The sequence below is a fragment of the Lacibacter sp. MH-610 genome (genome assembly GCF_045780045.1).
Classification (GTDB): domain Bacteria; phylum Bacteroidota; class Bacteroidia; order Chitinophagales; family Chitinophagaceae; genus Lacibacter.
Genome location: NZ_CP116002.1, coordinates 3011093 through 3032096 on the forward strand (window position 1 = coordinate 3011093; position 21004 = coordinate 3032096).

Annotated in this window: 17 protein-coding genes; 10 read left to right on the forward strand and 7 right to left on the reverse strand. The window is 41.8% G+C overall.

The window, feature by feature from the left end; genetic code table 11:
• Positions 1–6: 6 nt before the first annotated feature.
• Complete coding sequence (locus tag PDL71_RS13875) at positions 7–429, forward strand: thiol-disulfide oxidoreductase DCC family protein (protein WP_407522072.1); 423 nt, start codon at positions 7–9, stop codon at positions 427–429.
• Here the strand turns inward: PDL71_RS13875 and PDL71_RS13880 are convergent.
• Both PDL71_RS13880 and PDL71_RS13885 read right to left on the reverse strand, forming a co-directional pair.
• On the reverse strand, positions 426–1220 hold the full coding sequence (locus PDL71_RS13880; RefSeq protein WP_407522074.1) for a PhzF family phenazine biosynthesis protein: 795 nt from the start codon (positions 1218–1220) through the stop codon (positions 426–428). The genes PDL71_RS13875 and PDL71_RS13880 overlap by 4 nt on opposite strands.
• A complete protein-coding gene (locus PDL71_RS13885) occupies positions 1220–3595 on the reverse strand; it encodes a thiamine pyrophosphate-dependent enzyme (RefSeq protein ID WP_407522075.1) in 2376 nt (791 codons plus the stop codon). The genes PDL71_RS13880 and PDL71_RS13885 overlap by 1 nt, the downstream gene beginning before the upstream one ends.
• Positions 3596–3802: 207 nt before the next feature.
• Between PDL71_RS13885 and PDL71_RS13890 the strand changes: the two genes are divergently transcribed.
• The 3 genes from PDL71_RS13890 (at position 3803) to PDL71_RS13900 (ending at position 5986) form a co-directional block, all read left to right on the forward strand.
• Positions 3803–4231, forward strand: coding sequence for a DUF1573 domain-containing protein (locus PDL71_RS13890; RefSeq protein ID WP_407522077.1), 429 nt, complete (start codon positions 3803–3805; stop codon positions 4229–4231).
• Positions 4232–4248: 17 nt separating this feature from the next.
• Positions 4249–4629 (forward strand): DUF1573 domain-containing protein, encoded by a 381-nt coding sequence (locus tag PDL71_RS13895; protein ID WP_407522079.1) that lies wholly within the window; start codon positions 4249–4251, stop codon positions 4627–4629.
• Positions 4630–4789: 160 nt separating this feature from the next.
• Positions 4790–5986, forward strand: a complete 1197-nt coding sequence (locus PDL71_RS13900; protein WP_407522081.1) for a pyridoxal phosphate-dependent aminotransferase — start codon at positions 4790–4792, stop codon at positions 5984–5986.
• A 1-nt stretch (position 5987) separates the two neighbouring features.
• Here PDL71_RS13900 and PDL71_RS13905 read toward each other — a convergent pair whose 3' ends face one another.
• The 3 genes from PDL71_RS13905 to hppD all read right to left on the reverse strand — a co-directional run bounded on the left by PDL71_RS13905 (position 5988) and on the right by hppD (position 10384).
• Positions 5988–7898 carry a T9SS type A sorting domain-containing protein gene (locus tag PDL71_RS13905; RefSeq protein WP_407522083.1) on the reverse strand — a complete coding sequence of 637 codons (1911 nt, stop codon included), beginning with the start codon at positions 7896–7898 and terminating at the stop codon, positions 5988–5990.
• Positions 7899–7957: 59 nt separating this feature from the next.
• Positions 7958–9118: a L,D-transpeptidase family protein gene (locus PDL71_RS13910; RefSeq protein WP_407522085.1), complete on the reverse strand. Its 1161-nt coding sequence runs from the start codon at positions 9116–9118 to the stop codon at positions 7958–7960.
• Positions 9119–9250: 132 nt separating this feature from the next.
• Positions 9251–10384, reverse strand: a complete 1134-nt coding sequence (gene hppD / locus PDL71_RS13915; RefSeq protein WP_407522087.1) for a 4-hydroxyphenylpyruvate dioxygenase — start codon at positions 10382–10384, stop codon at positions 9251–9253.
• Positions 10385–10571: 187 nt separating this feature from the next.
• On the opposite strand from hppD, the gene PDL71_RS13920 reads away from it, so the two are divergent.
• From PDL71_RS13920 to purE, 6 genes are all read left to right on the forward strand, one after another.
• Positions 10572–11717 carry a 5-(carboxyamino)imidazole ribonucleotide synthase gene (locus PDL71_RS13920; RefSeq protein ID WP_407522089.1) on the forward strand — a complete coding sequence of 382 codons (1146 nt, stop codon included), beginning with the start codon at positions 10572–10574 and terminating at the stop codon, positions 11715–11717.
• Positions 11718–11851: 134 nt separating this feature from the next.
• A complete protein-coding gene (locus PDL71_RS13925) occupies positions 11852–12895 on the forward strand; it encodes an efflux RND transporter periplasmic adaptor subunit (RefSeq protein ID WP_407522091.1) in 1044 nt (347 codons plus the stop codon).
• Positions 12896–12897: 2 nt separating this feature from the next.
• Positions 12898–15996: an efflux RND transporter permease subunit gene (locus PDL71_RS13930; protein WP_407522093.1), complete on the forward strand. Its 3099-nt coding sequence runs from the start codon at positions 12898–12900 to the stop codon at positions 15994–15996.
• On the forward strand, positions 15953–17263 hold the full coding sequence (locus PDL71_RS13935; RefSeq protein ID WP_407522095.1) for a TolC family protein: 1311 nt from the start codon (positions 15953–15955) through the stop codon (positions 17261–17263). Before PDL71_RS13930 ends, PDL71_RS13935 begins: the two co-directional genes overlap by 44 nt.
• 77 nt (positions 17264–17340) lie before the next feature.
• Positions 17341–17742 carry a four helix bundle protein gene (locus PDL71_RS13940; RefSeq protein WP_407522097.1) on the forward strand — a complete coding sequence of 134 codons (402 nt, stop codon included), beginning with the start codon at positions 17341–17343 and terminating at the stop codon, positions 17740–17742.
• 53 nt (positions 17743–17795) lie between these two features.
• A complete protein-coding gene (gene purE, locus PDL71_RS13945; protein ID WP_407528417.1) occupies positions 17796–18284 on the forward strand; it encodes a 5-(carboxyamino)imidazole ribonucleotide mutase in 489 nt (162 codons plus the stop codon).
• On the opposite strand, the gene bshC is transcribed toward purE, so the two are convergent.
• Both bshC and PDL71_RS13955 read right to left on the reverse strand, forming a co-directional pair.
• Positions 18281–19939 carry a bacillithiol biosynthesis cysteine-adding enzyme BshC gene (gene bshC / locus PDL71_RS13950; RefSeq protein WP_407522099.1) on the reverse strand — a complete coding sequence of 553 codons (1659 nt, stop codon included), beginning with the start codon at positions 19937–19939 and terminating at the stop codon, positions 18281–18283. The two genes, purE and bshC, sit on opposite strands and share 4 nt — an antisense overlap.
• Before the next feature lie 192 nt (positions 19940–20131).
• On the reverse strand, positions 20132–20971 hold the full coding sequence (locus PDL71_RS13955; protein WP_407522101.1) for an SMP-30/gluconolactonase/LRE family protein: 840 nt from the start codon (positions 20969–20971) through the stop codon (positions 20132–20134).
• Between the last annotated feature and the right edge of the window lie 33 nt (positions 20972–21004).

Consider the following 21004-nt stretch of genomic DNA (forward strand, 5'->3'; position numbering starts at 1 on the left):
TTTTTGATGACAGAACAATCACCGGCCGGGAAAAAACAATTCATCGTATTATTTGACGGGGTTTGTAACCTCTGCAGCAGCAGTGTGCAGTTTATTCTGAAACGGGATCATAAGGACCAATTCTTATTTGGTTCGTTGCAGGGAAACTACGGGCAGGGAGTACTCAGTAAATACGGTATGCCCCCAAATGAATTTAATTCGTTTATGCTTTTGGAAGGAGAACGGCTTTATACCAAGAGTTCAGGGGCTTTGCGTATGCTCAGGCATCTGGGTGGCGCATGGAGATTGCTTTATGCTTTCATCATCGTACCTAAATTTATAAGGGATGCTGTTTACAATTTCATAGCACAAAACAGGTACCGCTGGTTCGGTAAAAAAGAAGAATGCTGGTTGCCCAAACCGGAGTGGAAGAAAAAGTTTTTAGATTAAACGGTGATTTCACCCTTCATGTAAAACACACATTGCCCGCCGATGATCACCCTGTTGCCCACATCTTCACACCAAAGTTCTCCTCCACGTTTACTCAGTTGTTTGGCAAACATTTTTTTGCGGTTGAGCTTTTCGCTCCAGAAAGGAATGAGTTGTGAGTGAGCGCTGCCGGTAACCGGATCTTCATCCACAGCAGCATCAGGTGCAAAAAACCTTGATACAAAATCAGCTTCCTTGCCGGGTGCTGTAAGGATCACCATCTCTTTTGTTTTCTTTAAAGCCGTAAAATCAGGGCGTGCAGCTAACACTTCTTCTTCGGTTGCAACTTCAATCATCAAATCACGATGGCGGTATACACCTTTAATGGCGCCAATACCTAATATCTCAGCAATATGCGCAGGTGCATCTGTTGCGGGTTTTGGTTTCCAGGAAGGAAAATCCATTTCCAGTATGCTGTCTTTTCGGGTTACACGAAGTAATCCGCTTTGTGAAGAAAACACAACCGTATCTTTTGAAAAACCGAGGTAATTAAAAATCACGAAGGCGCTGGCCAATGTAGCATGCCCGCATAAATTAATTTCAAACTCCGGTGTAAACCAGCGGATATGAAAATCAGCTTCACTGTTTTCCTGTGGTACAAAGAATACGGTTTCAGCCAGGTTGTTTTCTGCTGCAATCTGCTGCATCAAACCATCATCAATCCAGGCAGATAAAGGAATAACAGCAGCCGGGTTTCCTTTAAATAAAGCGGAAGCAAACGCATCAACCTGGTATATTGGTAAGTTCGTCATTATTCGTTCATCATCTTTAAAATCACTTCAATAATTTCTTCTGCATTGGGCTTGCTGAAATAATCACCATCGCTTCCATAGGAAGGACGGTGTGCTTTGGCCGTGATGGTTCTCGGAGCTACATCCAGGTACCTGTAACCACCCTGCTCTTCCATTACTTTGTTAAACATGTAAGCAGCCGCACCACCCGGTACATCTTCATCAATAAAAACAATGCGGTTGGTTTTCTTTAATGATTCCAGTATTACATGATTAATATCAAAAGGCAGTAAGGTTTGCACATCCACCACTTCGCAACTCACACCTTTCAACTCGAGGGTTTTTATTGCATCATCAATAATACGTAAGGTAGACCCGTATGAAACAATCGTAATATCTGTTCCCTGTTTTATAACTTCAGGAACACCCATTGGTACTGTAAATGCATTGAGATTGGTGGGCAATTTTTCTTTTAAACGATAACCGTTCAAACATTCAATCACCAGGCCGGGTTCATTACTTTGCAATAAAGTATTGTACATACCGGCCGCCTGCACCATATTACGGGGTACACATACATACATGCCACGCAGGCTGTTTATAATCATACCCATGGGCGAACCACTGTGCCAGATACCTTCTAAACGATGACCTCTTGTTCTTACAATAAGCGGTGCACCTTGCTTACCGGCTGTTCTGAACTGAAGCGTAGACACATCATCTGTTAATGGTTGCAAACCGTACACGAGATAATCTAAATATTGAATTTCAGCAATGGGTCTGAAACCACGCATAGCCAAACCAATACCCTGGCCCATGATCGTTAACTCACGGATGCCGGTATCAAAAATGCGGTTTGCACTGTACTTGGCCTGCAAACCGGCAAAGCCCTGGTTTACATCACCTATGTAACCCAGATCTTCACCAAACGCCACTACCTGTTCATTACTTGCAAATAACTGATCGAAATAACGGTTGATGATTTCATAACCGTTAAGCATAGGCGATGTTGCATCAAACGCTGCTTTCAGTTCCGGCACCTGCATGGCACTCTTTTTATTTTCAGTATGCAGATGTGAATTATAGAGTGAAGCATTATCTGTTTTTAGTTTTTCATAATACACCAGGGCAGCACCGGGGGCATTACTTAAAGTGATGGCTTTGTACAAAGTGCTCATCACATCCCTTCGGTTTGGTTCCTTATTGGAACGAAGTTGAGCAATGAGTTGATTGATGCTTTCCTGTGAACCCGAAGCAGGCTGCAACTGTTCCATCAACTCCAGCACTTCCTGCACCTGTTTTAATATCGGCGATTGATATTCACTCCAGGCTTCCGTTTTACTGTTGCGAACAAATTCCTTGGCTTCAGTTTCCAGTTCAAATAATTCATCTTCAGTAGCAAGATCATTTTCCAGCATCCACTCTTTCATCTTTTTAATACAGTCCCAATCCCGCTCCCACTGCAAACGATCCGCAGTTTTATAGCGTTCATGACTGCCCGAAGTAGAATGCCCTTGTGGCTGTGTTACTTCTTCCACATGAAAAAGTGCAGGGATATGTGTGTGCCTGATTTTTTCGATGGCTGTTTCCAGCACTTCGCACATACCTGCATAATCCCATGCTTTAAGTTTATAGATATCCATGCCATTGGTTCCATCCGTAACCTGGAATCCTTTTAAGGCTTCAGAAACAGAACCTTTGGTGGTTTGATATTTTTTAGGAACAGAAATGCCATAACCATCATCCCACACAAAAACAGCCAGTGGTATTTGTTGTACAGCAGCAGCGTTGAGCGTTTCCCAGAAATGTCCTTCGCTGGTAGAAGCATCACCAATGGTAGCAAAGCATACTTCATTACCATTACGGGTAAGATGCTGCTGCTTATTCATCGCTTCAATATTGCGGAATAGCTTGGAGGCCAGTGCCAAACCAACCGACCTTGGCATTTGAGCAGCTGTAGGCGCCATGCCTGCCGTAAGATTCTTGCGGTTCACCAGGTCCAGCATTTCACCTTCTTCATTAAAAAAAGGAGTCGCAAAATGGGAGTTCATCTGGCGGCCGGCACTGTGCGGATCATGAGCTGTATCAGGATCGGAATATAACTGGGCAAAAAACTCTTTTACCGTGGCGGCTCCGGTAGCAAAGGCAAAGGTTTGATCACGGTAGTAGCCGCTGTAAAAATCACCGGGTTTAAAGAACTTGGCCATTGCCAGTTGCGGCACTTCTTTGCCATCGCCAAAAATGCCGAATTTGGCTTTACCGGTAAGCACTTCTTTACGACCCAGCAAACTGGCCTCACGGCTGATGCAGGCCATGCGGTAATCCCTGAGTACTTCACTCCGGAAATGTTCAAAAGAAAGGGGGGCTTGCAAACTTTCGTTAACCTGTAATTCCATGCCGCAAATGTAGCAGTTTTCAGCAGGTAGAAGACTGTTTCTGCCACCGTCTGAAAAAGAACAAAATTTCTGTGCATAAATGGCGTTCTTAGATACGGAAAGGTGGTTTTACATTAAAAAATTGTGAAAGGCAACCTTTCCGGCAGTGAATCTGTCTGTAAGTTTGTTTACTTTTGAACTGCTTTTAAATCATCCAAAATTGAAATCATGAAAAAAATCCTTTTTATCCTATCGGCCCTTTGCTGGAGCGCTTTTGCTATAGCACAGGAGACCCCCGCCATTGAAAGCATTAAGTTACCTGAAACAAGTTTTGATTTCGGAAAAATTCCGCAAGGCAAACCGGTTACGCATTCCTTTATTATTGAAAACAAAGGAAAAGATTCGCTGGTGCTGAATAATGTGCAGGCCTCCTGTGGTTGCACCACTCCTGAATGGAGCAAAACTCCCATTCCTCCCGGTGGCAAAACTTCCATTAAAGTAGGATATAATGCTGCTGCTGAAGGCTCTTTTGAAAAATCCATTACGATTTACTACAACGGTGGACAAACAAAACAACTCATCATTAAAGGCTTGGTTTGGAAAACGCCGGATCAATCCGCACCATCCAATGAAGCACTCCAGATTTTTAAACAATAACAATTAAACACATACACATGAAACAAGTATTTTTATTACTGTTCACACTTGCCCTGGTAAACCTTGCATCTGCACAAACAAAAAAAGCGGATGAAGTAGCTAAGTTCAGCAGCGAAACAGTTGATATGGGCAAATTAAAACTGAATAATCCTTTAACCGCCACTTTCACCGTTACCAATATTGGCAAAGAAGACCTCATTATTGAAAATGTAACGCCCGGTTGCGGTTGTACAAAATCTGATTACACTAAAGAACCTATCAAGCCCGGCAAAACAGGCACTATCACTGCCACTTACAATGCAGCGGCTCCCGGTAAGTTTACAAAAAGTGTAAGTGTAAAGTTCCTGGGTATTGATGAGCCAAAATCATTGATGATTGTTGGTACCGTTGAACAATAATTTTATCTGAACTCATCTGATACAAAACCGCCTTGATGGCGGTTTTTTTATTTGCCGTACAACAAATACAATCATCAAATTCTAAATGAGAAGAGTTGATTGAAAAAATGAATGCAATGCAAAGCTGTTTCAAAAAGTCTGCGTGCCTATCTTTGCGCCTATGTTAGCAATCAGTAACCGTGGCGAGCAGATGCCACCTTCTCCCATCCGTAAGTTGGTTCCGTATGCAGAAGCTGCAAAAAAAAGAGGAACAAAAGTGTATCATTTAAATATAGGCCAGCCGGATATTGAAACGCCGCCGGCCATTATGGATGCAGTACGTCATGCTGATATTAAAGTGCTGGAGTACAGTCATAGTGCAGGTAATGAAAGTTACCGCCGCAAACTGGTACAGTATTATAAAAGTGTAGGTATCAATGTAAGCCATGATCAGATTATCATAAGTACCGGTGGCAGTGAAGCCATAATGTTTGGATTTTTTACCTGCCTCAACCCCGGAGATGAAGTGATTATTCCTGAACCGTTTTATGCCAATTACAATGGATTTGCCTGTGCTGCCAGTGTAAAAGTTATACCGATCAGGTCAAGTATTGAAACAGGGTTTGCGCTTCCCCCCATTGAAGATTTTGAAAAAGTTATTTCTGATAAAACAAAAGCCATCATCATTTGCAGTCCGAATAATCCTACCGGTTACCTGTACAGCAAAGAAGAGATGATTGCGCTGAAAGAAATATGCCTGAAACATGATCTCTATCTTTTCAGTGATGAAGCCTACCGTGAATTTTGTTATGATGGCGATTATGTAAGTGCCCTGCATATGGAAGGGCTGGAGCAACATGTGGTGTTGATGGATACCATCAGCAAAAGATACAGCGCCTGTGGTGCAAGATTGGGAGCATTTGTAACCAAGAACAAAGCCGTTTATGATGCTGCTATGAAGTTTGCCCAGGCAAGATTGAGCCCTCCGGGTCTGGCCCAGATCATGGGTGAAGCTGCAGTGGATTTACCTGCTTCTTATTTTGATGCACCTAAAGCGGAATATCTTTCCCGAAGAAATTTATTGGTAGACCGTCTTAATAAAATGAAAGGTGTTTACTGTCCTAATCCCGGCGGGGCATTTTATGCTATGGCCCGATTGCCTATTGATGACAGTGATCAATTCTGCCAATGGTTACTGGAATCTTTCTCTTACCAGAACCAAACTGTGATGCTGGCACCGGCTACCGGGTTTTATGGCACACCGGGTCTTGGTAAAAACGAAGTTCGTTTGGCTTATGTACTTAACCTGGATGCATTGAACAAAGCAATGGATTGCCTGGAAGAAGCATTGAAAGTGTACCCGGGAAGAACGAATTAAGTTATTGTTTTACAAACTTGGTTTTCCATTCTTCATCTTTAGAATACAGCGTTACAAAATAAACGCCTACCGGCAGATGTGTTGCATCAAGATTGAGTAATTTTTGATTGGTGATAATCAGATGATGTGATGACATTCTTCTTCCTGCAAAATCAGTGATCACTATTGTTACTGCTCCACGTTGCAATGGAGGTAAATGAACAGTAATTTGTTGTGCTACGGGATTGGGGTAGGTTTTTAATTCATTGATTTGCCTGGATGTAAAAGAAATGATCTGTGAATATTGCCTGCTGCCGGTAATTGTATACACCGCTAACCGGTATTGAACAGGGAATTGTGTTTCAGCATCATTGTATTCATACCGGGTTTTATGGGGCTGCTGCTGAGTATAGATTACTTTAAAACCCCCATTTTTTTCCTTGCGCTCCAGTTGAATAAAATTGATTTCCTCATTCTGTACAAGTTCCCAATAAAGTTGTACTGCATTGCCTGATTTTTTACCGTTAAAGTTTACAACCATCGGGGATGGCAACAAACCGATGCAGTTAAATACACTTTGAAAGGAAATTGTAAAATCTGAAAAGATTCCACCGGCAGTACCGGCTGTTGCAAATTGCGATGTTAATTCACAGGAAGGATTTTCAGCAGCATCATTTATTATTCCAGCAACTCCTCCTGAAACATTTGCAGTTACATTACTGGGCAGAACACTGTTTGACCAGATAACACCTCCGCCACCACCGCCACCGGGACCGGGACATTGTGTTTGGAAACCCGCCCTGCTACCCTCAGCACCTTTTGCTTCAATTGTTACATTACCCGTGTAAGTTGTTACATTCATCAAAACGGTGCCTCCACCACCGCCACCGCCGCCACCATCGCCTCTTGCTTCATTAATAACAGGATTAGCAACATTGATACCCTGTGCTCCATTTGCTGAAATAATGTGACCGTTTCCTGCAAGTTGATTGCATTCAATAAAAATAATACCGCCACCATCACCACCGGGAGTACCTGCTCCGTTATTATCATGACCTGCACCTCCACCACCGCCCATAAATATTCTGTTATTGAGAGATGTATAACCAAAAGTTGAAAGAGAAACTCCTCCTATACCCACATTAGAACCACTGCACGCAAAACCGCTTGCTGTATACCGGCCCCCATTTCCACCCGTACCATAATTAGAACCACCGCCACCGCCGCTGTTATGATTGTTACCACCACCTCCACCGTTTGATTGCTTGCCACGGCCGCCTTCCTTTGACAGAATCGTGTAGTTAACACCTTCACCTTTATAAGTTCCGTTTTGCCGGTTGGTGATCAATGAGGAAGGTTGATAAAAGTAATCAGTAGAATTCCAACCGTAATTACAGGTAGTAAATGATTGCAGTGCGCCTCCTCTGAAGCCGGCGCCATCGGCAATGATATCAGCATTTAAAGTGAGTGTACCTGTAACTGCAATTGCAAGAACGCCTCCTGTTTCAGTTACAGGATTCCAATCCTGAGCCTGTAAAACACCATCAACAGAAACATCGGTATAAACCGGTATTCGTACTAATTGAACTGCCTGGTTAAAATTATAGCTGTTCTTCATCTGCCGTTCAAATATGACGGTATCATTTAAAAACCCGCAGATGGTGGCAAATTCATATTGACCTGCATTGTTGATGGCAGAAACAGAACCAAAGGAAGAACTGTTTGACTCATTAATTTCAGCGCCTTTCATCTGAATAATGAGTACACGGTCATTCACATTCAGTCCACTGATATTAAGCACTCTAATTCCGTTGTATGCCGGTATAACATTGGTTACTTTAAAATAGGAGTTCACTACTCCTGAAATCTGTGCATTAATGGTAAGCGGCCGGAGTGAAGCAAGAAGAATAACAAAGCATCTCAAAAGCTTCATGCAGAAAGATAAAAAAACTTATCTGCAGATTCTAATTAAATAAGCCCGTTTTTACCTTTTTACAGGTCTTCAGGGGCCGCAAGATTAAGATTTTGCCTGAGCTTCGTGTTTACAGGTTTTCCGTCTTTGAGGGCAGGCTGCCATTTCAATTCCGTTTCAAAACGTTGTTTGATGAGTGCATTCGTTTTGGGATCACCACCTCTTACTACCGTTGCCATTTGTGTGGTGCCTTCTTTATCAACAATGAACTCTACCTGCAAACTCATGGAAGTATTAGGTGGAAGTTTGGCTGATAGTTCCTGGCTCAACAGGAAAAGCCATTTTTGTAACGCTGCATTTCCTTCTTTGTAGAAAGGCACTTTATCCACCTTCTCCTCTAATTCCCAGGCTGCATAAGGATCTGCAGGTTTATTTGCCGACACAAGTTTGGAGCGGGGCACTTTTGGTGCATAAGGATTGCCTGAAATCAGATAATCACCTTTATCAGTAACAAAAACGGCAGGCAGCTGATGTGTATCCTCAAAGTACTCGTAAGCATCTTTAATGGATTTGGCAAACTGTTGGGTCTCAGGTTTGTTTTTAGTGCGTGTGGTAAACTGCTCCACTGATTCAGGATCATCATAACGCATCGGGAAAATATGCACAGGTATAAAATCCTGTCCCTGTTCTTTTACAACAGATGCCATATGGTACACCTGCTCAATTAATGAATCAGTAATGGGCAAGCAACCGATGGTAACACAGTTACCATGAATGTAAATATCACCACCGGGTTTATTAGGATCACTCAACACAGCATCAGATGCATTAGGATAATTTAAACCGAGTGCTAAGTGATAATTACTATTGGGTTTAAATTCGTTGATATAATAAAAGCCCTCCGGTATTTGTTTATCACCTTCTTTACGCTTGGGTCCATAAGTACCGGAAGTAGCACAAACTTTATACACTTTAAACAGCTGAAATGCTTCGGCATAATCATCCTTTACCCAAACTTCCAACTGGCGTTCCAGTTTGAAAGCACGCACAAACATGTACTTCACGGGCCACTCCAATCCTTTTTCTTTGAATTCATCTTTTAAATTGTCTTCAGCTTTGGCAAACATACTCACCGGTTTAAACAACCGTTTGGGTGTTTCTTCAAAAGACATTTGTGCTGCAGCCGTAGCGCTCATTAATATGGCAGATAGAAAAACGGTATAAATCTTAGCTGAAAACATATTGGATTAGAACGGAGTTGAACACAAAAATATTTGAATTTCCGATACAAATTATCTTAAAATCTTATCCCCATTATTTGGAAAATAATGAGTGATAACATGAAGAAGGGGCAGTAATTCTGCCCCTCCGTATTAAAGGTTTCCTCTTGCTTCCTGCTCCCGCTCTATGGCTTCAAACAAAGCTTTGAAGTTTCCCTTGCCAAAGCTTTTGGCACCTTTGCGCTGAATGATTTCAAAAAACAAAGTGGGCCGGTCCTGAACCGGTTTTGAAAATAATTGCAGCAGATATCCTTCCTCATCACGATCCACCAATATACCCAACTCCTTGAGCGGTTCAAGATCTTCATCAATCGTTCCCACCCTTTCTAACAAATCATCATAATAAGTGGTAGGAACCCGTAAAAACTCTACTCCCCTGTTGCGCAGGGCTGTAACTGTTGCAACAATATCATTGGTTGCCATGGCTACATGCTGTACACCTTCGCCATTATAAAACTCAAGGAACTCTTCAACCTGCGATTTCTTTTTACCCTCTGCCGGTTCATTAATGGGGAATTTTACATAACCGTTTCCGTTGCTCATAACCTTACTCATCAAAGCAGAATATTCCGTTGAAATATCTTTATCATCAAACGACAAAATATTGCGGAAGCCCATCACCTCTTCATAAAACTGTACCCAGCGGTTCATCTGGTTCCAACCCACATTACCTACACAATGATCTACATACAGCAAACCGGTTTCTTCGGTTTTAAAATATGGATTGTTCCAAACTCTGTAACCCGGCATAAAAACGCCATTATAATTTTTCCGCTCAATAAACAGGTGTACTACTTCGCCATACGTATGAATGCCACTCATCACCAACTCTCCCTGGCTGTCTTTTAAAACAACTGGTTCCATATAGGATTGTGCCCCTCGTGTAGTGGTTTCCTGCCATGCTTTTGATGCATCTTCCACTTTGAGTGCAAGACATTTCACACCATCACCATGCTTGTACACATGGTCAGCTATTTCATTATCGGAGCGAAGCGGGGTGGTTAACACAAACGTTAACTTATTCTGACGCACGGCATAGCTTACACGGTCTTTCATACCCGTTTCAGGTCCGGCATACGCTAATGGCTGAAACCCAAAAGCAGTAACGTAATAATGAGCTGCCTGCTTGGCATTGCCCACATAGAATTCTACATAATCGGTTCCCATGAGCGGGAGAAAATCAGTTTGAGCATGTTGCTTTAATTGCTCGGCAACTACAGTTGACATAAAACAGAATTGAAAATTTGAAAATTTGATGATCAGAAGATTAAAAACAGTTCATATTAGAATGAACTCATCAAATCTTATCCATAGCCAGCACTTCCATGAGCAAACAGTAATTTGCCCTGCAATCGTTAAATCGTTTGGATGGATAATCCGGAAGCATGGAGCAAAAGTAAAAAACCTTTTTAATTTGTACCATTATCTTTGCGCCATGCAAAAAGTGGGCATCCTCGGCGGCGGACAACTCGGCCGCATGTTATTACAATCAGCAGCAAACTATCCCGTAGAAACATATGTGATGGAAAATGATGAGCACTGTCCTTCAGCTCATTTATGTCATCATTTTACAAAAGGGAATATTAAAGATTTTGATGCCGTTTACAATTTCGGAAAACAGGTAGATGTTTTAACCATTGAAATAGAAGCAGTCAACGTAGATGCGCTGGAAAAGCTGGAAGCAGAAGGTATAAAAGTAATTCCCAAACCTGCAGTGCTCCGCATCATCAGAAATAAAATTGAACAAAAGAAATACTATCAGCAGCATCAAATACCAACTTCTGAATTTGTAATTACTGAAAACAAAGAAGAACTGAAAGCATTGGCCTCTTTTCTTCCCGCTGCACACAAACTGGGTATGGGTGGCTATGATGGCCGTGGTGTGGAGTTGTTGAACTCTGAAGCAGATATTGAACGTGGGTTTGATGCGCCCTCTGTTTTGGAGAAGATGGTGAAAGTAGATAAGGAAATCTCCATGATTGTGGCTGTAGCACAAAATGGTGAAACAACCATGTATCCGCCGGCCGAAATGGTGTTTGATCCCGTACTGAATTTGCTGGACTACCAGATATCGCCATCATTGCTTCCCGAAAAAATATTCTGGAAAGTAGAAGCGATAGCTATGGCCGTAGTACGCAATTTCAACTCTCCCGGACTTTTTGCAGTAGAGTTATTTGTTGATAAAAACGGCGATGTGCTGGTAAATGAAACAGCGCCCCGTGTGCATAATAGCGGCCATCACAGTATTGAGGGAAATTACAGCAGCCAGTTTGATATGTTGTGGCGCATTTTGCTGGGTTATCCACTCGGCTGTACTGATGCTATTTTACCGGCAGTTATTTTAAATATTGTAGGTGAAGAAGGTTACAGTGGTCCTGCGTATTATGAAGGGCTTGAGGAAGTACTCAAAATGGAAAATGCGTTTGTGCATTTGTATGGCAAGGCAGAAACAAAACCCGGCCGTAAAATGGGGCATGTAACGGTCATCGGTAAGGACAGGGATGAACTGGTGTATAAAGCCAACCGTATCAAGCATATGCTCAAAGTAATCAGCAAATAAATCAGCGAACAAACAGCTCATAAAATTGTGGCAGCCTTTGTGGCACAACCGCCTTTCGCTACCTATCTACCACTCATACATTCAACCAAAGCAAAAAAGGCTGAATGCTTAACTTTATCCCTTTGAATAATCACATGAGAATACATTTGTTCACGCTCGTGTTCCTGATCGGAATTTCAGCCTGTAAAGAAAAGAAAACGTCAACCAATGCCCCTGCTCCTGCATCTCGTAACCAGGGCCCCATTTCAGTAAATGGTTACATCGTTAAAACTGGTGCTGTTAGTGAACCGCTTGAATTACCGGGCACCTTATTGCCGATAGAAGAAACGGAGATCCATCCCGAAGTGAATGGAAGAATTACCGGTCTTTACATTAATGAAGGAACGATGGTTTCCAAAGGTGCATTAATGGTAAAGCTCTTTGATGGCGACTTGCAGGCGCAACTTAAAAAATTAAAAGTGCAATTACAGATTGCTGAAAAAACAGAAGAACGCAACAAAGAACTTTTAAAAATCAATGGCATCAGTCAGCAGGATTATGATTTGAGTTTCCTGCAGGTAAGTAATATTAAAGCTGATATTGAGTTGATTGAAACCAATATTGCCAAAACAGAAATCCGTGCACCTTACAGTGGTAAAATAGGTTTCAGAAATGTATCCATGGGTGCGTATATAACGCCTGCCACCATCATCACTACCATCCGTCAAATCAACCAGCTTCGTTTACAATTTTCCATTCCTGAAAAATATGCATCAAAGATTGTCATCGGACAAATGATTCCGTTTTCAATTGCAGGCAGCAATCAAAAATTTCTTGCAAAAATTTATGCTACTGAATCCATCGTAAGTGAAACCACAAGAGGTCTCAATATCCGTTGTATGGTGCAGCAAAGTAACAGTGCATTGGTAGCAGGAGGATTTGCAAAAGTAGACATGGACTTTGCTAAAAATGATAATGCTATCCTCGTTCCTTCACAAGCCATTCTGCCGCAGGCAAGAGGCAAGAAAGTGGTTGTGTATAAAGATGGTATTGCTTCTTTTGTTGATGTACAAACCGGTGTGCGTGACAGTGCCAATGTAGAAATCATCAGTGGCATTAGAGCAGGAGATACCATCATTACTACCGGCTTAATGAGCATAAGACCCGAAGCAAAAATCAAACTCAATAAAGTACAGTAATCATGACTATCAGTGAGCTGAGTTTAAAACGACCCGTACTGGCAATAGTGATGAACATCATCATCATTATTTTCGGTGTTATTGGTTTTCGTTTTTTAGGTGTTAGAGATTATCCGGCTATTGATCCGCCTAACATCAGTGTACGTACTTCCTACCCCGGTGCCAATGCGGATGTAATTGAATCACAAATAACAGAACCGCTGGAAAAAGCCATCAATGGTGTGGCCGGTGTAAAAAATTTAACCAGCAGCAGCAGCCAGGGCAACAGCAATATCAATGTTGAATTTGAACTGGGTTATAACCTGGAAGAAGCAGCCAATGATGTAAGGGATAAAGTATCACAGGCTGTACGTTCACTCCCTTCTGATTTGGATGCACCACCTGTAGTTACCAAAGCTGATGCGAGCAGTGACTTTATTCTTTCCATGACGGTGCAGAGTGAAACACGCAATCCGCTGGAGTTAACAGAATATGCTACCAACAATTTGCTGGAACGCATTCAAACCATTCCGGGTGTGAGTACGGTAAACATTTGGGGAGAAAAAAAATATGCCATGCGCATCTGGTTTGAGCCGGAGAAAATGCTTTCATACGATGTTACAGCAAGAGATATACAAACTGCTTTAGCAAGAGAAAACGTAGAATTGCCTTCCGGAAAAATTTCAGGAAATGCCACAGAACTTTCCGTAAGAACCTTTGGCCGATTAGACTCTGAAGAAGAATTCCGCAATTTGATTGTGAAGAATATCGGCGGTCGTGATATTAAGTTGGGTGATGTAGCACAAGTAGTACTCGGTCCTGAAAATGAAGAAACCATTTTAAAAGAAAGTGGTGTTCCCATGATTGGTCTTGCGGTGATTCCACAACCCGGCAGCAACTACGTAGCCATTGCTGAAGAATTTTATAAACGCTATGCGCAAATTGAAAAAGATCTGCCTGCTGATATGAAGTTGAATGTGGGTCTGGATCAAACCAAATTCATTAAAAGCTCTATCAGTGAAGTAGAAGAAACATTAATGCTGGCCTTTGCACTGGTGGTACTCATCATCTTTTTATTCTTCAGGGATTGGATCGTTGCTATCCGCCCGTTGATTGATATTCCTGTTTCGTTGATTGGTGCTTTCTTCATTATGTACCTAGCCGGCTTCACCATTAATGTACTTACCCTGCTTGCGATTGTTCTGGCAACAGGCCTTGTGGTGGATGATGGTATCGTAGTTACGGAAAATATCTTCAAAAAGATGGAACAGGGGCTTGATAAATACAAAGCAGCCCGTGAAGGAAGTAAAGAAATTTATTTCGCTGTAATTGCTACTTCTATTACACTGGCGGTTGTGTTTTTACCGGTAATTTTTCTGCAGGGTTTTGTAGGACGATTGTTCCGTGAGTTTGGTATTGTACTCGCCGGCGCTGTATTAATTTCTGCGTTTGTTTCTCTTACACTTACACCTGTATTGAACGTTTATCTTACCCGTAAAGGAGGGATGAAGCATGGATGGTTTTACAGAGTTACTGAACCTTTCTTCCGTGGAATGGAAAACGGCTACAACTTCCTGCTGAAAAAGTTCATGAGGATAAGAGGTGTGGCTATTGCATTGGTAATTCTTTGTTTTGGTATGATTTATCTTTTATGGAACAACCTGCAAAGTGAACTGGCGCCATTAGAAGACCGTAGTCAATTCCGTTTCCAGGTCACTGCTGCAGAAGGTACCAGCTATGATGCCATGGATAAAAACATTGATCGCCTGGCAAACCTCGTAATAGATTCTGTTCCTGAAAAGAAAGTAATGGTCTCCGTTACCGCACCCGGCTTTACCGGTTCAGGTTCCGTAAACACCGGTTTTGTTCGTGTGTTGATGGTGCCACCTAATGAACGCACCCGCAGCCAACAGCAAGTAGTAGATATGTTGAGCCGTAACCTTCCTAAAATAAATGAAGTAAGAGCTTTTGCTATCCAGGAACAAACCATTTCTGTAAATCGACGTGGTGGATTACCTGTACAGTTTGTGATCCAGAACAACAACTTTGAAAAATTACAAGGCATACTTCCCAAGTTTTTAGAAGAAGCGAATAAGAGTAATGTATTTGCCGGTGTGGATATCGATCTCAAATTCAACAAACCGGAATTGCGTGTAAATATTGATCGTTTAAAAGCAAGTGAACTGGGTGTAAGTGTTGCTGATATTTCGGAATTACTTCAGATATCATTGAGTAACCGCAGGTTGGGTTATTTTATTAAAGATGGTAAACAATACCAGGTAATGGGCCAGGTGTTGCGCAATGACAGAGATGATCCTACTGATTTAAAAAATCTGTACTTACGCAGTTCTACCGGGCAAATGTTTTCATTGGATCAATTTGTGACTTTTACCGAAGAAACAACACCGCCAACGCTGTATCATTTCAACCGTTATAAATCTGCTACTGTAAGTGCAGGATTAGCTCCGGGCAAAACAGTGGGTGATGGTATTAAAGAAATGGAACGCATTGCCGATAAGTTGCTGGATGAAACATTCACCACAGCGCTGTCAGGTACATCAAGAGATTTTGCAGAAAGCAGTGGCAATACCATGTTTGCCTTTTTATTGGCCTTGGTATTGATCTATTTAGTACTGGCTGCACAGTTTGAAAGTTTTATTGATCCCTTTGTGATCATGTTTACTGTACCGCTGGCCATAGCAGGAGCTTTGTTATCATTGTGGATATTCGATCAAACCATCAATATCTTTTCTCAGATAGGAATGATTATGTTGATTGGTCTTGTAACCAAGAATGGAATTCTGATCGTGGAATTTGCCAATCAGAAAAAACATGCGGGTATGAACAAACATGAAGCAGTGGTGGAAGCGGCTACGATGCGTTTGCGTCCTATCTTAATGACCAGTTTGGCGATGAGCTTAGGTGCTTTGCCACTGGCATTGTCATTGGGAGCAGCATCCACAAGCCGTATTCCTTTAGGCATTGTGATTGTAGGCGGTATCATGTTTTCATTGATCCTCACATTATTTGTGATTCCTGCCATGTATTCCTTCCTTTCATCTAAAAAACTAAAAGTGCATGAAGAAGAAACTGAAGCTGCTATTGACAGGCTTGCTGATTAATGCATGGGCATTTGCACAAACCGGTGTTCTTACTGTGGAAGAAGCTGTAAAGCTGGCCATCGAAAAAAACTTTGATGTAGAAATAGAGCGCAATGCACAACAGATTGGTATTATCAATAACAATTGGGGTGTAGCCGGCGCATGGCCGAATATAACCATCAATGCTGCAACCGGGCTTGCAAAAAACAACCTGGAACAGCAATTAGCAAACGGCACAACGATCAAACGTAATGGTGCAAATCTTCGTAACCTGAATGCAGGCTTTGCAGTAAGCTGGCGCATCTTTGATGGCATGCGCATGTTTGCTGCTAAAAAGCGATTGGAAGAACTGGAGAAAATGGGTGAACTCAGTTTCAGAAATATGGTGAATACAACGGTGTTTAATATCATCGGCGCCTATTACCAGATTGTACAGTTGAATCAACAACGGAATGCATTAAAAGAAACCATCAAATTTTTTGAAGAACGAAAGCAGATTGCTGAAAGCCGATTTACCATTGGCACCGCACCAAAAACAGATTTTTTGCAGGCGCAGGTGGATCTCAATCAGCAAAAAGGAAATTTACTGGCCATCGAAAATAATTTACGCATTGCCAAAACCAACTTCAATAATTTGTTAGGTCGCAAACCGGAGACAACTTTTGAAGTAACTGACATCATCACACCGGATGCTGCTATCAACTTTACCACACTGCAAACAAAAGCTGCCTCTGACAATTACGATTTATTGATGGCACAAAGTAATCTTTCTGTGCTGGCGCAACAGAAGAAAGAAATCATGAGTCAGCGCATGCCTGCAGTAACATTGAATACCAATTTCAATCTCAGCCAGAACAGGAACGATGCAGGTTTCAATTTGTTTACCAGAAACCTTGGACCTAACGGAAACATTGGCATTGCCATTCCTTTGTTCCAGGGAGGTTCTGTAAAAGCACAGGAACGGGTAGCCGATGTGCAGATCAAGAACCAGCAGGTTGTGATTGATCGTTTAAAGAACCAGGTAAACACCAACCTTATCAATGCCTATTTCAATTTTCAAAATGCACTGAACCTGGTGGAGCTTGAAAAAACAACGTTGAAACTGATCGAAGAAAATAACATGATTGCCACGGAACGCTTCCGGAAATTAGCGATTACATCTCTTGAGTTACGGCAAGTACAGTTAGATTATATTAATGGTCAAACACGTTATATCAACGCATTGTTCCAGGCAAAGCTGGCAGAGGCGGAGATGAAGATGCTGGCGGGAAGTCTCGGTGGTCTATAGTTTCTGGTTTATCGTTTTTTGTTTCTGGTTGAGTTTCCTACATTTAGGTCACACTTCAACTTTTTAAACCATTCGCCATGGCTACGATACGGAAATTTGAAGAGCTTGAAATCTGGAAACTGGCAAAAGAGCTTTATGAAGTGATCTCTCTCCTATCTGGAAAATTGAAGAAAAACAAGGACTTCAGGTTTGCTGAACAGATAAAATCTTCTTCTGGCTCCATCATGGATAATATTGGGGAAGGTTTTGAAAGAAGCAGTCGATTGGAGTTCATTAATTCACTGGGTATTTCCAAAGGTGAAGCAGGAGAATTAAAATCACAATTACACCGATTGAAAATTGATAACTATATCAACGAGAAACAGTTTCAGGAACTTTACGAAAAAGCAGATACCTTGTGTGCAAAAATTGCTGCATTTATCACTTATTTAAATTCAACAACGCATAAAGGTTTAAAATTTAAAGACAGACAAAAGTGAAAGAACAAGAAACAACAAACCAGAAACAAGAAACCGTATTAGTTGGTATCATCATGGGCAGCGACAGCGACTTAACCGTAATGCAAGCCGCTGCAGATATTCTGAAACAATTTGACATCCCTTTTGAATTAACGGTAGTATCAGCACATCGTACTCCTCTACGCATGGTGGAGTATGCACAACAGGCCAAACAAAGAGGTTTGAAAGTAATTATTGCCGGCGCCGGAGGTGCGGCTCATTTGCCCGGCATGGTGGCCAGTGTAACAACACTACCCGTAATCGGCGTTCCAGTAAAAAGCAGTAACTCAATTGACGGATGGGATTCCGTTCTTTCTATTTTACAAATGCCCAACGGTGTACCGGTAGCAACCGTAGCCCTGAATGCTTCTAAGAATGCAGGTATTTTAGCAGCAGAAATCATCGGCGCTTTTGATGAAAACATTTCAACTAAGATTGCCGCTTATAAAGCAACAATGAATGATGAAGTACTGGCGAAAGTGGAAAAACTGAAAAGCGAAGGTTGGGAAAATAAGTTTGACTAGACAATTTCCATTACCACAAACTCCTGTTCCAGACTCAATGAATACTGATACAACTGATGTATCAACTCCCTTCCCCACTTTGCATAATAAGCGGAGAAATTATCAACCCGTTCCTGCAAACCATTATTGGGGAATAAAGCCGTTTTCAATTGTTCAATTTGCCGACGCTGTTCTTCATACTTTCTTTTTTCTGCACGGAATATTTTTTTCTCCAGTTCCTGTAAGCGGTAAATGGCTTTAGTTTTCAATGCCTCCACATGCTTTGCCAATGTGGGATCAATGGCTGTTGAAAGTTGTTTCAGGTGATCGTACAATGCTTCAGCTTCTGTTAAGGAACCATTGAGTTTTAATGTATGTGCAGAAGACCTGAGCACCTGTTCATTCAGAATTGTTTCGGCAGGTTTAAAAAGATCTTCAGTTGAAATTTGCAGTTTATTCATTTTGGCTTTCCACTTTTCTTCCATCAGCAGAAATGAATTCCGCAACACCAGTACGGGAAACGGCACTTTATAAAAATCAAACACTGCTTTTAATTCCAGCCAGTACGCCAATTCCCCTCCACCGCCAATGAAAGCAAGATTGGGTAAAATGGTTTCCTGATACAGCCCACGCAAAATCACATTGGGGCTGAAGCGTTCCGGATGCTCCTTCAACTCGCTGAGCATTTCTTCTTTTGTAAATTGGATTGTCGTATTGGCAACTACATATCCATCGTCTTTTGCTTCAATACGCTCCCGCATATCTTCATCCAGATAAAACAAATTGATCTCTCTCCCGCCGGCCTGTACTTTGTAATGCTGTTCTAATTGTTGGGTCGTTTGCTCCACTAACTTTGAGGAGTTGTGATTGATCAACTCATCTTCAAACACAGCCAGCATCTGCTGCTTCAGCGTTGCTGCATCAGCAATCAGTACAATCAATCCAAACTCAGCAAACAAATCATTCACCAGTTCTAAGGTAGCCTGCTGAATGCTGGCTCCAACTTTAAAATAAGAACGAATTTTGTTTACAATCTCATTACCAAAAGGTGCAACACCCAACTCCCCTGCCATTGCATCTATCAACTTCACCAGTTCCTTATCCACTACAAATCTTCCAAAAGCACCGCTTTGCTCTGTTTTCCATTCCCGCTTTTCACCGTTGAGCCAGAAATGCGCCAGCTCATCTACATCAGCATCTTCGCTGCCCATATAAAACACCGGCACAAAATGATTCTCCGGAAATTGCTGTTTGCAATCAGCCGCCAGTTTTATCGCATGTAATATTTTGTACAAAAAATAAAGCGGGCCTGTAAATAAATTCGGCTGATGTGCGGTGGTAATGGTAAATGTATTTTCCTGCAACAACAAATCAATATTCGTCCTCACTGCATCCTGCACCTGAACACCTGCATATTGTTTTTTTAAATGTTGTACTAAAACAAGCCTGTTGGTGGCAAACGTCTTTCGTACAGCAATCGCTTCTTTCATACCCTTCCAATCAGGACGGCAGGAATAAAAGGAACGCAATGCCTCAGCATCCTCTAAATAATCCAATACAAGTTTGGAGAAAGCGCCTGTTTGCCGGTAACTCAACTGCTGTGCTGTACAATCCATATGGGCGGTAAAAGTAGAATGTTTATTGATGAGAAATGCACCGTTAAAAAAGTTTTGCAAACTGTTCACGCCTCACCTCCCGCAACGAGACACCTGCGTGGTCTTACGGAGTTAAAAATATTAAATCCCACAAAGGCACAAAGCTCACGGCAGTATTTCTCAGGTTTCCTTATGTGTCTCAGGTGGTTTCCAAAATACAATTATCATTTTGTTTCCCTTGTGTCCTTCGTGCCTTAGTGGGAAATCTACTTTCTATTTCACCTCATAAGCCGCCACTGTATTTTTCCAGAATGTAGGCACATATACAACCCGGTTCTTACGGTCGTACCCGATATCTGCCGAATTGATTTTTTGTGCCCTCCCGTCTATCAACACTTCTTTGCTGCCATCCGTTTGTACATAATACACCACACCGCTCCAGGTACTGATTAAAAATTCAGAATCCGTAACCGGCTCTATACCATCGGTACCACCTTCCATTCCTTCAGCCAGTTTTACAAGTTTGCCATCAGCACCAAGTTTGTACAAACTACCGGCATCCAGTATATACAATGTATTGTTGTGAAACAACAAACCATTCGGGCCACGTAATTGTGTACTGTCAAGAATCGGTTCATTGGTGGCAGGTGCAGCCAGCGGTACTTTATGCACTTTCCGCATACGGCTATCACTCACATACAAAACACCATCAGGCGAAATCGTAATATCATTCAACCCCGCAGCATTCAGCGGAATTGTTTTTTCAATCACGCCTTTAGAAATATCAATTACAACAAGCTCCATCAAATCTGCTACATACAATTTGCCATCATACATACCCATTCCCTTAGGAGCATTTAAACCGGTTATCCATTCGGCAGCAAGCACTTTACCGTCAAGTCCTACCTTTCCAACAGATCCTTTCCCATCTTTACCCCAGGGTTGCGTTCCGTCAATGTTTGATACATACAACACTTTATTTTTACCATCAAACAAAACACTTTCAGGTACTTTTAAAACAGAATCCGTTTCCCACAACTTTACGAGTTGATGTTGTGCATACATCACGATACAAATGAAACAGGCACTCAATGTCAATACTATTCTTTTCATGGTATGTATTTTTTATGTTATCATCTTTTGTTC

Bases quoted from the DNA above. Each gene is read 5' to 3' on its own strand.
- PDL71_RS13955 (WP_407522101.1), bottom strand. From the start codon at position 20,971: ATGAAAAGAATAGTATTGACATTGAGTGCCTGTTTCATTTGTATCGTG.
- PDL71_RS13905 (WP_407522083.1), bottom strand. From the start codon at position 7,898: ATGAAGCTTTTGAGATGCTTTGTTATTCTTCTTGCTTCACTCCGGCCG.
- hppD (WP_407522087.1), bottom strand. From the start codon at position 10,384: ATGTCAACTGTAGTTGCCGAGCAATTAAAGCAACATGCTCAAACTGAT.
- PDL71_RS13910 (WP_407522085.1), bottom strand. From the start codon at position 9,118: ATGTTTTCAGCTAAGATTTATACCGTTTTTCTATCTGCCATATTAATG.
- PDL71_RS13940 (WP_407522097.1), top strand. From the start codon at position 17,341: ATGGCTACGATACGGAAATTTGAAGAGCTTGAAATCTGGAAACTGGCA.
- PDL71_RS13880 (WP_407522074.1), bottom strand. From the start codon at position 1,220: ATGACGAACTTACCAATATACCAGGTTGATGCGTTTGCTTCCGCTTTA.
- PDL71_RS13925 (WP_407522091.1), top strand. From the start codon at position 11,852: ATGAGAATACATTTGTTCACGCTCGTGTTCCTGATCGGAATTTCAGCC.
- PDL71_RS13875 (WP_407522072.1), top strand. From the start codon at position 7: ATGACAGAACAATCACCGGCCGGGAAAAAACAATTCATCGTATTATTT.
- PDL71_RS13890 (WP_407522077.1), top strand. From the start codon at position 3,803: ATGAAAAAAATCCTTTTTATCCTATCGGCCCTTTGCTGGAGCGCTTTT.
- purE (WP_407528417.1), top strand. From the start codon at position 17,796: ATGGGCAGCGACAGCGACTTAACCGTAATGCAAGCCGCTGCAGATATT.
- PDL71_RS13895 (WP_407522079.1), top strand. From the start codon at position 4,249: ATGAAACAAGTATTTTTATTACTGTTCACACTTGCCCTGGTAAACCTT.
- PDL71_RS13885 (WP_407522075.1), bottom strand. From the start codon at position 3,595: ATGGAATTACAGGTTAACGAAAGTTTGCAAGCCCCCCTTTCTTTTGAA.
- PDL71_RS13900 (WP_407522081.1), top strand. From the start codon at position 4,790: ATGTTAGCAATCAGTAACCGTGGCGAGCAGATGCCACCTTCTCCCATC.
- PDL71_RS13930 (WP_407522093.1), top strand. From the start codon at position 12,898: ATGACTATCAGTGAGCTGAGTTTAAAACGACCCGTACTGGCAATAGTG.
- PDL71_RS13935 (WP_407522095.1), top strand. From the start codon at position 15,953: ATGAAGAAGAAACTGAAGCTGCTATTGACAGGCTTGCTGATTAATGCA.